At 30.7% G+C, this 13,909-nt stretch carries 14 protein-coding genes; 3 read left to right on the plus strand and 11 right to left on the minus strand.

What is annotated here, in order from left to right; all coding sequences use genetic code 11:
- Positions 1-19 precede the first annotated feature (19 nt).
- The 6 genes from ACIQ06_RS07155 to ACIQ06_RS07180 form a co-directional block, all read right to left on the minus strand.
- The gene (locus ACIQ06_RS07155; protein ID WP_396144916.1) at positions 20-748 is read right to left on the minus strand and encodes a tetratricopeptide repeat protein; all 729 of its coding nucleotides are present in this window, start codon (positions 746-748) and stop codon (positions 20-22) included.
- 28 nt (positions 749-776) lie between these two features.
- The gene (locus ACIQ06_RS07160; RefSeq protein ID WP_396144918.1) at positions 777-1,817 is read right to left on the minus strand and encodes a VWA domain-containing protein; all 1,041 of its coding nucleotides are present in this window, start codon (positions 1,815-1,817) and stop codon (positions 777-779) included.
- Between the two features lie 69 nt (positions 1,818-1,886).
- Positions 1,887-2,891, minus strand: a complete 1,005-nt coding sequence (locus tag ACIQ06_RS07165; RefSeq protein ID WP_396144920.1) for a VWA domain-containing protein — start codon at positions 2,889-2,891, stop codon at positions 1,887-1,889.
- Positions 2,892-2,893: 2 nt separating this feature from the next.
- Positions 2,894-4,522, minus strand: a complete 1,629-nt coding sequence (locus ACIQ06_RS07170; protein ID WP_396144922.1) for a BatD family protein — start codon at positions 4,520-4,522, stop codon at positions 2,894-2,896.
- Positions 4,523-5,392, minus strand: coding sequence for a DUF58 domain-containing protein (locus tag ACIQ06_RS07175; RefSeq protein ID WP_396144924.1), 870 nt, complete (start codon positions 5,390-5,392; stop codon positions 4,523-4,525).
- 70 nt (positions 5,393-5,462) lie between these two features.
- Positions 5,463-6,467: a MoxR family ATPase gene (locus ACIQ06_RS07180; RefSeq protein ID WP_298397302.1), complete on the minus strand. Its 1,005-nt coding sequence runs from the start codon at positions 6,465-6,467 to the stop codon at positions 5,463-5,465.
- Positions 6,468-6,790: 323 nt separating this feature from the next.
- On the opposite strand from ACIQ06_RS07180, the gene ACIQ06_RS07185 reads away from it, so the two are divergent.
- The 3 genes from ACIQ06_RS07185 to ACIQ06_RS07195 all read left to right on the plus strand — a co-directional run bounded on the left by ACIQ06_RS07185 (position 6,791) and on the right by ACIQ06_RS07195 (position 9,260).
- A complete protein-coding gene (locus ACIQ06_RS07185) occupies positions 6,791-7,129 on the plus strand; it encodes a four helix bundle protein (RefSeq protein ID WP_396144968.1) in 339 nt (112 codons plus the stop codon).
- 5 nt (positions 7,130-7,134) lie between these two features.
- A complete protein-coding gene (locus tag ACIQ06_RS07190) occupies positions 7,135-8,037 on the plus strand; it encodes an aldo/keto reductase family oxidoreductase (protein ID WP_396144927.1) in 903 nt (300 codons plus the stop codon).
- A gap of 80 nt (positions 8,038-8,117) precedes the next feature.
- Positions 8,118-9,260, plus strand: a complete 1,143-nt coding sequence (locus tag ACIQ06_RS07195; protein WP_396144929.1) for an ATP-binding protein — start codon at positions 8,118-8,120, stop codon at positions 9,258-9,260.
- A 248-nt stretch (positions 9,261-9,508) separates the two neighbouring features.
- Here the strand turns inward: ACIQ06_RS07195 and ACIQ06_RS07200 are convergent, their stop codons facing one another.
- The 5 genes from ACIQ06_RS07200 to ACIQ06_RS07220 all read right to left on the minus strand — a co-directional run bounded on the left by ACIQ06_RS07200 (position 9,509) and on the right by ACIQ06_RS07220 (position 13,876).
- A complete protein-coding gene (locus ACIQ06_RS07200) occupies positions 9,509-10,087 on the minus strand; it encodes a hypothetical protein (RefSeq protein ID WP_396144931.1) in 579 nt (192 codons plus the stop codon).
- A 234-nt stretch (positions 10,088-10,321) separates the two neighbouring features.
- Entirely contained in the window at positions 10,322-11,458 is a 1,137-nt protein-coding gene (locus ACIQ06_RS07205) for a hypothetical protein (protein WP_396144933.1), read from the minus strand.
- Between the two features lie 35 nt (positions 11,459-11,493).
- Positions 11,494-11,946, minus strand: coding sequence for a hypothetical protein (locus tag ACIQ06_RS07210; RefSeq protein WP_396144935.1), 453 nt, complete (start codon positions 11,944-11,946; stop codon positions 11,494-11,496).
- A 378-nt stretch (positions 11,947-12,324) separates the two neighbouring features.
- Entirely contained in the window at positions 12,325-12,918 is a 594-nt protein-coding gene (locus tag ACIQ06_RS07215) for a hypothetical protein (protein WP_396144937.1), read from the minus strand.
- 295 nt (positions 12,919-13,213) lie between these two features.
- A complete protein-coding gene (locus ACIQ06_RS07220; RefSeq protein ID WP_396144939.1) occupies positions 13,214-13,876 on the minus strand; it encodes a response regulator in 663 nt (220 codons plus the stop codon).
- Between the last annotated feature and the right edge of the window lie 33 nt (positions 13,877-13,909).

Consider the following 13,909-nt stretch of genomic DNA (forward strand, 5'->3'; position numbering starts at 1 on the left):
CATTGTAATTATAAAATAACTACCAATCTTTTTCAGGTTTTTTAGGATTTGCTAATGCCTTTTGAGCATTTACTTTTTCTTGAACTTTTTTCTCTTCGTTGTTCACTGCGTCAAGCAAATTATCTATTCGTTGTTTTGACGCACCAGACGGTTTAGGTTGTTGAGGTTGATTCCCTTTATCCTTATCTTTATCGTCGTTTCCGTCTTTTTTATCTTTATTTTTGTCCTTGTTTTTATCGTTATCTTTTTCAGGCTCTTTCTTTTCCTCTTTTTTCTCTTTTTCTTGGTCTTTTTTATTCTCTTTAGGTTTTTCTGGCGGTGGATTGTCTTTTAGCATTTTCTTTGCTAAAGCATAATTGTATCGAGTTTCTTCATCATTCGGATTGTTTCTCAATGCGTTTTTATAAGCTTCAACGGCACCTTGATATTCTTTTTCTTTCATCAAAACATTTCCTAGATTATGAAAGGCTTTGTGTTTTTCGGGTTTTGTCTTAGCATCTTGAATGGCTTTTGCAAATTGGTATTTTGCTTCAGAATGTTGATTTTGCTTATAAATTGATGTGCCTAAATTATAGGATGAAACTGCTTTTTTCTTGAATTTAGATTGTGAAATTCTATAATTTGCTTCAGCATCGGCATATTTTTTTTCTGCAAATTCTTCGTTTCCTTTGGGCAAAAACTTATCTTTCTCTTGTGCCTTTATTGCAAAAGAGATTAGGATTAGACAATATGTAATTAATTTTTTCATTTTTATTTAGACGTGATAAATCGCATCTCTACTTTGTTTCGTTAAATAAATTCATTTTTCTAACCCATTTGGTTCTTCTTTCCAACAAAAATGTGTCTAAAAACAATAAGAAAAACCCAAAACCTAAAAACCATTGAAACTGTGATTTTAAATCGGCCATTTGTGTAGCACCAAATTCAGTTTTTTCAGTATTATCAATCACTTTTTTCACGTAATCAACTACAACTTTGGTTGAATTTCCATCAATATATCCGCCTTTTGAACTGTTAGCTATTTTAGAAAGAATTTCAGCATTTCTTTTAGTGATAACAACTTGGTCGTCTTTGTCACGTTGAAAACTCTCAACAACTCCATTTCTTTTTAATGGAATTGGACCACCTTTTTCTGTTCCTACTCCAATGGTTATGATTTTGATTCCATTCTTCTGAGCGTCTTCTGCGGCTGTTTCAGCATTATCTGTGTGGTCTTCTCCATCAGAAATTAGTATCAACAACTTATTGGTTTTGTCTTTTTTGTCAAAAAACTTAATATTGGCTAAGTCAATAGCTTGGTCTATAGAAGTTCCTTGAGAAGAAATCATTGCCGGATTCATACTTTGAAGAAACATTTTGGCTACAGCATAATCTGAAGTCATTGGTAAAACCGGAAAAGCACTTCCTGAATAGGCAATGATTCCAATTCTATCACTTCCTAATTGATTGATTAATTGTGAAACCAATTGTTTACTTTTCTCTAATCTATTAGGCGCGACATCTTCTGCAAGCATACTTTTAGAAACATCAACCGCAAAAACGATATCGATTCCTTGGCGTTTTACTTTTTCAACTTTGGTTCCCATTTTAGGATTAACCAATCCGATAATAATAAACGTAAGTCCTAATAAAAACAAAACCATTTTCAAAATCGGCTTAAAAGTAGATTTCTCTGGACTCAATTTTTGAATCAAATCTAAATCACCAAATTCTTTCTGCTTTTTTCTTTTCCAAAATTGAACATAAAGAAAAAGCACAGCCAATATTGGGATGATGAATAATAAATATAAATAACCTTTTTCTTCTAATTCGTACATTAAATATTAGATTTTTGATATTAGATATTAGATTTGCTCTCTAATTCTAAACCTTATTTTGTTCTGATTTTATATAAAACTTTTAAAAATTGTATTTCTTAATGCGATTTCTATCAATAATAATATTCCTGCGATAATAACGAATAATCTGTATTTTTCGTCGTAATCATAGTATTTCAATTCTTCAATTTCTGTTGTTTCTAATTTATTGATTTCGTTGTATATACTTTCTAACTTACTATTGTTATTTGCTCTAAAATATTTTCCTCCTGTATTTTTTGCGATTGTTTTCATTAGTTCTTGATCAATTTCTACAGGCAACATTCTATATAAAAAATCCCTTCCGTTTGGAGCATAAGCATAAGGAAATTCGGCCATTCCATTAGTTCCTAATCCAATTGTATACACTTTTATTCCGTATTCTTTTGCAATTTCTGATGCTGTTTCTGGTTCTATAAATCCTGAATTGTTTACACCATCAGTTAAAAGAATAATGATTTTGCTTTTGGCTTTACTCTCTTTCAATCGATTTACAGCTGTGGTCAATCCCATTCCAATACCAGTTCCGTCTTGAAGAACGTTGTCAAATTTAATGTCTGAAATAGCTTGTTTTACGATAGCTTTATCGCTTGTAACTGGAGTTTTTGTATAAGCTTCGCCTGCATAAACCACAACACCAATTCTATCATTTGGTCGAGCGTCAACGAAATTAGTTGCTACTTCTTTCAAAGCTTCCATTCTGTTGGGTTTCAAATCTTTTGCCAACATACTACTGGAAAGGTCAATTGCCATAACAATATCGATTCCTTTAGTAGTTTTGGTCTGATTGCTTATGTCAACGGTTCTAGGTCGAGCTAAAGCAATAATTAAAAAACATAAAGACAAAATTCGAAATCCTGACAAATATGGTTTTAATTTTGCCAAAATAGATTTTGAACCTTTAAATCCTTTAACGGAACTTATTTTTAGAGTGGCTGTTTGTTCTTTGTTTTTCCACCAAAGCCAAGCTATTGCTAAAGGAATTAGCAAAAACAACCAAAAAAATTCAGGATTTAAAAAACTTATTTTTTCCATTGTTATTGTGCTTGTTTTAATTCGGCAGAATTAATAATTCTCTTTCCAATTTTTTCGCCATATTCATCACCCTCTCTATGAGCTACTGTTATTTGTTGCAAACCACCATCTTGTTTGAACAATAAAATTTCATAGTACATTTTCTCGCTTTCATCCTCTTCTTTATCAAAAACAGTCATTGTTCCATAAGCTTTCACACCTGTTACACCTTTTCCTGTATTGAATTCCTCTTGTTTGAAAAGCATATTTTGTGCTCCAAGTTTTTCCCAATTTTTGGTAATTCCGTCTAAAACTGTTTCAAATTTAATATCGGTTGTATCTTTGAATTTAATAGTTGAAACGCCAATAAATAGCTTCTGATTTAATGCACCATATTCAAACAATTGCATTTCTTTCAGTATGGCATACGATTCTTTTGGAAGTGCTTTTTTAGCATCAATTCTTTTTAAAACCTGAGGAGTTTCAACAATCACTCCCGGATTTCCATATTCACTTAAAACCCATTCGCCTTCTACTAACTCTTTGGTCTCATTACCTAAAACAAAATCTTTGACAAAGTCGAATCCTTTTATTGCAGACGTTATTCCAACAGCTAATGCAAGAACCAAAACTGTAATAAAGACCGCGTTTTTGATGCGTTTCATTTTTTGTTCTGATGCTTTTTTGGCTAATGCCTTTTGCTTTTGCTCTTCATTCCAAACTTCTAATTCATCTTTGTCTTCTACAATTTCAGGAATAGCTTTGTGAATGGTTACAATAGTACTTGTAATTCGCTTTTTATCTTCTTCGATTTCAAAATCTAGTGGCTTTACTTTAGCAAATTTTACTAAATCGGCTTGTTGCAATACTTTCTCTAAATTTTCAAGTATTTCTTTAGAAAGCTTTAATTTTTTGCTTTTGGCAACGTTTCTCAAACTTACAATTAGCTCTGAAGTCGTGCTTTCCATAGCTGGAATGTGAATTTCTTCTTCGATATAGGTTCTGGCAATATCGGTTAATTCAGAATAATACGATTTTATTTCACCACGTTGAATAAGTTCTTTTCGTTCTAATTGTTGTAATAACGATGTTGCTTTTTCAATTGGAGTTTTATAAACGATTTCTTCAATTTTTTCTGGTTTTTTATAATACTTTTTGAATATCCAATATCCTAAAAATCCTAATCCAACTAAAAGTAAAATTCCTAAAAGATATTTCCACCAATCGCTTGAGCTTTCAACAGGAATAACATCTTTTATTTCATACATTTTCTGTTTTAAGGTATCGACTTTTACATCAGCAACCTCAACTTTTAAACTATCTGAAAAAGAAGGTTTTCCGTTAATTAAAATTTGAATTCTTGGAATAGTATATTTTCCTGAATCAAACTGAGTCAATCCATATTTTTTGATTAATTCGTATTTGTCATTTGATTTAATCGTGTCAATTTTATAGGATTCAATAACTTCTAAAGCTCCAAAATTCTTAGCTTTTGGAAAAACAACTTTATCTGTTTTATTCACTGATGCTTTTAAAGTCAACTTGAATTCTGCTCCGATTTTTTTCTTAGTAGAATCAATAGAAGTCGTGACTTTTTGCGCAAAAAGTGACGTTGTAAGTAGAAAAAATAATATATATAATTTGAATTTCATTTATCCTCTGGATTTAAAATAACCCAATAATTTTTTTACATAACTCTCATCAACACGAGTATTTACGGTTCCTGAACCGCATTTTGAAAAAATATCTTTAAAATAACCAACTTTCTGTTGATAGTTTTTTTCGTAATTTAATCGAACATTTTTAGAACTCGTATCAACAACCATAATTTCGCCCGATTCGGCATCTTCCATTTCAACTATACCAATGTTTGGCATTGTTTCTTCGCGAACATCATAAACTCGAATTCCAGTAATATCGTGTTTTTTTCCTGCTATTTTAAGTGTTTTTTCATAATCATCGTCTACCATAAAATCGGAAATTAGAAATACAATGGCTTTCTTTTTTTGGGTTGATGATAGAAATTTTAAAGCTTGAGATAAATCGGTTTTTCTACTTTTAGGTTGGAATTCGATTAATTCTCGTATGATTCGAAGTACGTGTGATTTTCCTTTTTTTGGTGGAATATACAACTCGATGGCATCGGAAAACAAAATCAATCCAATTTTATCGTTATTTTGAGTTGCTGAAAATGCCATTGTCGCAGCAATTTCAGTTACAATTTCACTTTTCAACTGATTTTTAGTTCCAAAACTTTCTGAACCCGAAATATCGACCATTAACATCATTGTTAATTCGCGTTCTTCTTCAAAAACCTTTACGTGTGCTTCATTGTAACGCGCAGTCACATTCCAATCGATAGCACGCACATCATCACCAAATTGATAAGGTCGCACTTCAGAAAATGTCATTCCGCGTCCTTTAAAAGACGTATGGTATTCTCCCGAAAAGATATGATCGCTCAATCTTCGGGTTTTGATTTCTATTTTACGAACTTTTTTTAGTAGGTCTTTCGTCTCCATTTTTTAGTGTTCAGTATTCAGTGTTCAGTATTCAGTTTACCAACTGAACACTAAGCACTGCCAACTAAATTTAAGGTACTTCAATTTCGTTAACGATTTTGTTGATGATGTCAACTGAAGTTACATTTTCAGCTTCGGCTTCATAAGTAATTCCGATTCTGTGACGTAAAACATCGTGAACAACGGCGCGAACGTCTTCTGGAATTACATAACCGCGACGTTTGATGAATGCATAACATTTAGCAGCTGTTGCTAAATTGATACTTCCACGAGGTGATGAACCAAAACTGATTAATGGTTTTAACGATTCTAATTTATATTTTTCTGGAAAACGTGTTGCGAAAATGATATCAAGAATATATTTCTCGATTTTTTCATCCATATAAACTTCGCGAACCGCTTCTTGAGCGCGCAAAATTTGTTCTACTGAAACAACAGCGTTTACTTTTTCGTAAGAACCTTTCAGATTTTGACGAATTACCATTCGTTCTTCATCCATTTTAGGGTAATCAATCACTGTTTTAAGCATAAAACGATCGACTTGTGCTTCTGGTAAAGGATAAGTTCCTTCTTGCTCAATTGGGTTTTGCGTAGCAAGAACTAAAAATGGTTTTTCTAGCTTGAAAGTAGTATCACCAATAGTCACTTGTTTTTCTTGCATAGCTTCAAGCAAAGCCGATTGCACTTTAGCTGGCGCACGATTAATCTCATCTGCAAGAACGAAATTTGCAAAAATTGGTCCTTTTTTTATTGAAAACTCATTGGCTTTAATGTTGTAAATCATTGTTCCCACAACATCGGCTGGAAGCAAATCTGGTGTAAACTGAATACGACTAAAACTGCCCTGAACTGCTTGAGACAAGGTGTTAATTGCCAACGTTTTTGCCAATCCTGGAACTCCTTCAAGAAGAATATGTCCTTGACCTAAAAGTCCAATCAACAATCGTTCAACCATGTGCTTTTGACCCACAATGACTTTGTTCATTTCCATTGTCAATAAGTCAATAAAAGCACTTTCTCTTTCTATCTTTTCATTGATGGCTCTAATATCTAAAGCGGCAACATTTTCTTCCATAAATTCTATTTTTTTCGAGGCACAATTAACTATAAAATTTTAACATTTCAAAATTGAATATTTTAGCACGAATACAATGTTAACAATGCGTTAAAACTTGTCTCTAATTCTGGTTTTTAAGGATGATTTATGATTTTGTTTTAGTAATATTAAAGGTTGCGAGTTTCGGGTTGCAAGTTTCGGGTTACTATATGTGAAATTAAAATTGCAATGCAAAATGTAAAAATTTGCTAAATTTGAAATGAAATAACTTTTAAGTAACAAATGCTATGGCTACAATAACTACATTTGAAGAACTTGATATTTGACAGTTAGGAAGAGAAATTTGTCAAGATGTTTGGGATAAATTTGAAAATTCTGCACTTGGAAAAGATTTTGAATTGAGAAATCAAATGAATCGCTCTTCAGGTTCAATCATGGATAATATTGCCGAAGGTTTTGAACGAAATGGAAGAAAAGAATTTATTCAATTTTTGAGTTATTCGAAAGGATCATGTGGTGAATTACGTTCTCAATTGTATCGTGCTTTTGACAGAAAACATATTACGGAAGAAGAATTTGAATTTTTAAAAGAAAAAACAATTACTGAAAGTAAGAAAATAGGTTCTTTTATGTCCTATCTTGTAAAATCTGAAAATAATGGAAGTAAATTTAATAAATAAAATATATGCAACCTCAAGGTAAAAACCCGAAACTCGAAACTCGAAACTCGAAACTTTCAGAAATAATTGTAGGAACGATGAATTGGGGTGTTTGGGATAAAAAACTCAACACACAAGAAATGAACCATTTGATAAACATTTGTATCGAAAATAAAATTACCACTTTTGACCATGCCGATATTTATGGTGGTTACACTACAGAAGAGCAATTTGGAAAAGCATATGGCGAAAGCAAAATTTCAAGAGAGAAATTGCAATTAATTTCTAAATGCGGTATTCAACTTGAAGGAAGTAGAACTAATAAAATCAAACACTACGATTACTCGAAAGAATACATAATTTGGTCTGTTGAAAATTCGTTGAAAAATCTTCAAACGGATTATTTAGATGTTTTGCTTTTGCATCGTCCAAGTCCATTGATGATTGCTGACGAAATTGCTGAAGCGGTTGAAAAACTTAAATCGGATGGGAAAATTATCGATTTTGGATTATCAAATTTTACAACCTCTCAAACCGAACTAATTAGAAGTAAAACGGAAGTTAGTTATAATCAAATTCAATTTTCGGCAACACATTATGAAGCGATGTTGGATGGAAGTTTAGATTATATGCAAACACACGATATTCGACCGATGAGTTGGAATCCGTTAGGGACCGTTTTTAGAGAAGATATTGAGCAAACAAGACGATTAAAAAAACTTTTGGTACAATTGGTTGAAAAATATGGAGTTGGTTCAGATACCATTTTACTTTCCTGGATTTTAAAACATCCTTCCAAAGTTATTCCTGTTGCCGGAACTGTAAATATTGCTAGAATTCAAGCATTAATGAAAGCGGTAGAATTGCCTTTAGACAACCTAGATTGGTTTGCTATTTGGACAGAAAGTATGGGAAAAAAGGTTGATTAGTTATAAAGTTGCGAGTTGCGAGTTGAATATTTTGCATTTAAACAACACGCAACTTTAAACCCGAAACCCGAAACTGGAACATGATAAACAAACGCCTACTTATCAAGAACTTATTGGCTCACAATGATGAGTGCAGTTTTTATGATAAAAAGCGGCAGTTGAATTTGCATACCAAAGAAGGAAAAGCGAAGTTTTTGAAACATATTTGTGCTTTGTCTAATTCTAATCCTTCTAATAATTCCTATATCGTTGTTGGTGTTGAAGATGAAAATAATGAAATAACCGGCGACGATTTTTTTGACGACAGTCGTATTCAGAATTTAGTGAATGCTTTTTTGGAAAATCCTCCTAAAATTCAGTATGAAAATGTTCCTTTTCCGAATTTACCACGAGATAAAGTCGTTGGATTGGTTACGATAAAACCAAAATCTAAAACTTCCTATTTTAAGAAAAACATTCATACCATTTTGGCCAATGCCACTTTTGTTAGAAGAGGAAGCAATACTATTCCTACTGATGAAAAAATACCCTATTCTAAACTCAATATTGAAACGGTTTTAAGCATTGAAAATAGCTCTAGAAACAGCATTTCTAACACACTTGATGGCGTAATTGATTTTGTGAATAATCGTCACAAGGATATGCCATCAAAGTACAAGGTTTTCAAGGAATTGTTTGTGATTTGTTGGGCAGGAATTCCGAAAAAAAATAGAGATAAAACTTTTTTTACGCGAGTTGATATCGAATTGGTGAACGAGCAAATTAAGTTGTTTTATTCGGCTCAAGATGATGTGACGATTGATTATGACGAAAATACTTTTACGATAACCGAATATGTGCCTTTGGGATTGAATGATAAAACAAGTTATTATCCTTTGGAACAGCAAAAGTTGTCATTTTTTGACAATGGTTATTATAAAATAGAAACCGAAATGCTTTTTGAACCACCACAATACAATAGAAAAGTTTTGTTTCATATTTATAATTCTAATTTATCTTTGTTGAACAAATTGCAAAAAGGAATCGAATTATCTGATAGAGAACATCAAGATTTGATTAATTTGCCATCTACTTTAATGATTTGTTACCTCAACGGATTTGAAGATGCCAAACAGAAATTAATTGAAGCAAAACCTTTATTGAAAATGCATCCGTTTACAGCTGTTTATGTAAATTTTAAGGAAGTAATGCGGGTTTTGAGGAAGGTGAAATATAATTTATAGATTTTGAAAAAAGTTTAAAATAAATAAAAACGACAATATTTCTACTGTCGTTTTATTTAATTTGTTTGTAATTAACTTCGTTTCTTTTTATTTACAAAAAAATAAAATAAACATCCAACATACGGAAAGGCCAGAATAACAACATACCAATATAATGCTTTTCTTTTTGAGTAAACATCTAACAATGTTATTACTATCAATAACAAATAGATTAAAAAAAAGAATATAAAAATTTCCATTTGAATTATTTAACGAGTTGCACAATATGTTGCTGCCCAAGCCGCTAACATGGGCAGACAAGATGGATTAAGATCACACATCATATCACAAAAATCATCAGCTTGACAAGCATTTTTCAAAGTTCTATAAGTTTTTGAAATACAATCAACTCTATAATTAGCTTGACCTCCAAATGTAGTTGGATTGAAAGCTTCTCTTATCTTAAAATTATAATTTGTATCTGATTTAATTACATCAAAAATAGCATATAAATTTCCATATTCATCAAAATGCTGTGAAATATTTTTTGAAAAATCAATATTTTCATAGCTTAGAGCATAATTTTTCCCGTCATTATCGGTAAAAAAAGTAATAAAGTTTTTGTTGCCTTGCACTGTAACACTTACCCTGTAAATTTTATATAATTTAGATTCGTGGCTCAATGAAGCGTAATTTTTAGTATCAATATCAGTATTTTTAATTGAAAATTTATTTGATAGTTGATTAAACTCTTTACTTGAAAAAAACGAAACAAAGTTTTTATCTTGCGCACTTCCAACAAACCCAAACATTACTGTGGCGATTAAGCCGAATAGAATTTTTTTCATTTTTAATAGTTTTATAAAATTAATAATTTATTTGTTATACTTCAAATATTCGCGAGTAATTTGATACTTCAAAAATAGTTGTAGTAGTTGTGATGGTTTTACACTAAAAGTGTAAAAAAAGTTAAGATTTTAAAAGATAAGATGCTGAAATAAATTCAGCATAAAAAAAACGACAGCATTACTACTGTCGTTTTAAAAGAAAAATTAACCCAATTTTTCAACTTACTAACTATTTTAATCAAATTCGTTCAATCCGTAGAGTATTTCCTTCATTTTGGTTCCGTTTATTTCTACTGGTTTGTAGGCAACGTTAAACTTGTTTATGGCAACATCAATATCAGCTTTAAGTTTTTTGTATTCTAGTGGTAATTTGGTTTCGCACTGTTTTTCATTTTCATAGCTGTTCAAAATGATTTTAAACTTCTCATAAAACTTTCCGCCTTGATCTATAAAATTATTGTATTGCGTAATAAATTGAAGCAATCTATCTATAGGAAATTCTAGATTAACTTGCATCTTAAACTGTGTTGTGCCGGTTGCAGATTTCATTTTAGAAAGATATTCCTCCATTTTCTGATTTACTGTTTCCCAATCGTCACTAGCTCTGCAGTTTTCTAAAGATGCAACATACCCAATTGGTTTGGTATAATCTTTAAACAAAAGTTCGATTTCTTGCTTAATTTTATCGTTACTGGTTTGCAAAAAAGCGGTTTCAAAATAAATAGTATTTAAGTCGTTTTGCATTCTCAAAGTAAAATCTAAAATACAATCTACATTGGCTAATTCTTTTTCTTTTTCTTCTTTAGTGAGTGATGAACTGAACATATTGGAGAACGTTTGCACTACAGAAACAATTGTGTTGGTTCCTAAAACGGATGTTAAATCGAATCCTGCTTTTTTATCTTTTTTAGAAGCTAAAAGTTCTTTAAGTTTTTCATATTCTGGATATTGATTTGGATTGGATATTTTATTAATTTCATTAAGCGTTCGTACAGAGGCAAAATGATGGTCTAAACCCAAAACCTTTTCGTATAGAATTTTAATGATTTGTAAACCCTTTAAGTATCTGATTTTGGATATCTCACCAGAACTTTGCTCTAACAATTCTTTGATTTCTGTTTTAATCAAATCTTTTCTTACTAATAAATCTACTTTTTGATCAGTACCGTAGGCGACTGCAAGCGATTTATTAATTTCGTTTAGTTCGTCCTCCTTAATGTCAATAAGAAGTTCATATTTATGGTTTACCGCTTTAATTTCGTTTATCAATTCAGCAACAACCTCATTGGGATCGCTGTATTCTACTTTTGCAAAAGCATTGGCTTTTACAACAAGTAGAAAAAGAACCACTATGTATTTAATCGTTTTCATTTTTCTTGATTTTTAGTTGTTACTATATGTTTAGACTATTGCTTTGTCAGCGTTAGCGTGACGTATATTTTATCATCTTTAATTTCTAAAGGATAACTTCCTTTTTTTAAATATTTATAATGGTAATCAAAATCCAAATAAAGTAATGTGTCTAGATCGAAAACATAATCTTCATCCTGGATAAAATAAAGTTTTTCATCTGAAGTTATTCGCGAATATTCTTTGCCAAAAAATTTGTTTTGTTCTTCTTTGGATAAATTCATAACATCCATTTCGATAACCATTGTGTTCTCTGATTTTTTATAGGTTTTAATTGCTTTCATTATGGTTGATCTATTTGATGTTGAAAATGAATCCAGATTGCATAAACCTCTTCCAATATCGCAAAGTTTTCCGTTGAAATTGGCTTGTGCAGTTTTGCCTTCTGTTTGTGCTGTTGCAAAAAAAGACATTATTAAAGTGGCTATTGTAATAACAATTTTTATCATGATTTCTGTTTATATTGATTTGTAAGTGTAAAATTACTATGATGACAAAAGTTGATTTTACACTAAAAGTGTAAAAAAAGTTAAAAGTTTAAAAATTCGTTAATTTTTTGAGATTCAGAAACAAACTAAAATAAATTCAGTTCAAGAGTAAAGAATAAAAAAAACGACAAGTGTTAGTTGTCGTTTTAAGAGTAATTATTTATTTTTCATTTTGACAAAATAATAAATAGTCATAAAAAATGCAACAGTCGAGATGCCTAATAAAATTTTGGCAATCAATCTATAATCATTAGTTGAAAGGTATATATAACCACCAATCAGACCAATTACTAGATAAATAATGAATAAATTTTTTGGATTTTTCATGTTATATGTATTTTAAGGTTGATATGCTGCAGGGCAAGCTCTTCCCCATTTCACGCAAGAATAACACATACCTGCGGCTAGAGCTTGTATTCCTGGATGAGTATTCCAAGCAACCCATCCAACTAAATCATCTGTAAAATCATCTTCAACAGCATCCATGCATTGTCCAAATGCACTTCTTGCTTGAGGATTATAAGTAATTAGTGTATTTCCCTTATTATTTGAACCTGTGTAAAGCAAAACCTTGTCATTTGAAAATGTATATGTCTTTTCATCTTTTGTGCTGATAAAATTGTACGCATAACCATCAACACCTTCAAACATATACACATATAAAGTATTAAATTCACTGTTTATTAATGGAATATATAATCCTTGCGATGAGTTTTTAAAAGTTTGCAACTCTAATTTCAAATTATCAAACTTTATTGTTGGATTTAATTCAAAAAACTTAGTTTTAGTTAAAAAATCTTTAATCTTTGGATTATCGACTGTTATTTTCTCACTTTTAACAACTGAATACTGTTCAATATCTGATTTACTTTGCGCATTCCCAACAAAACCAAACATAACTGTGGCAATTAAGCCGAATAATAATTTTTTCATAATAAATAAAATTTTAGTGTTAAATAGTCCAAAACCTTTTCGGACCTGTTTTTAATAATTGTTTTGATAACAAATAATTCTCGAGTAATTTGTTATGTCAAAACTACTACAACCCTCAAAGGTGGCATTACACTAAAAGTGTAAAAAACGTTAAAACTTTATTTATGTATGAAATATAAAATTCTTCTTTTATTAACTATACTATTCAAATATTACTCTTTTGGTAAACTTATATAATAACTGTTAGTAAAGTATGTGATTTCTCCAAAGTCGAAATGATAAAATGAAAAAGAAACTACAGCAATCCCAATGCTCTACATTCTCTTAGAATGTCTTCATCGCTTCCTTTTTCTATACCAAGAAGGTCTTTTATTTTACTTTTTCTCTTTTTTATTTTATCTTCAGAAACATTCATTTTATCTGCAATAGACTTTATTTGTAAACCTTCTGCTAATAATTCAATAATCTTTCTGTCTTCACTATCCAACAACCCTTGGGTAAATAAAGGTTCTCTGAGCTTTTCTTTTGCAGTAGAAGTCATATAAAGTTCTCCTCTAAGAACTGATTCGAAGGCTTCTAAAAGTTGAGGTGGTTTGAAATCACTTTTAATCAATAACCCATTTGGGTTGATTTTCTTTACAACGTTGTATAATCTGATGGCATCAAAGTGAGCCGTAAGCATAATAATTTTGGTATTAGGCATTTGTTTTCTAATTAAAATACCTAAATCTTCACCGTTAAGAATTTTTTTTTCGGGATAACTTTGAATAGAGTAGTCTAAAAAAACTAAGTCAAAATAATTGGTGTTTTTAGCGTCTGAAATAATAGTATATGCTTCTTCACAAGTATTGGCAGTTGTAACTTCGACAGTATGTTGCTCTTTATTGAGTGCTAACATTGCTTTATAACCTTCAATCATTAATTGATGATCATCAATCATTAAAATTTTCACAATCATATAAATGGAAATTTTGATTGTGAAGATAAAAAA

Source organism: Flavobacterium sp. (genome assembly GCF_044341265.1).
GTDB lineage: Bacteria > Bacteroidota > Bacteroidia > Flavobacteriales > Flavobacteriaceae > Flavobacterium.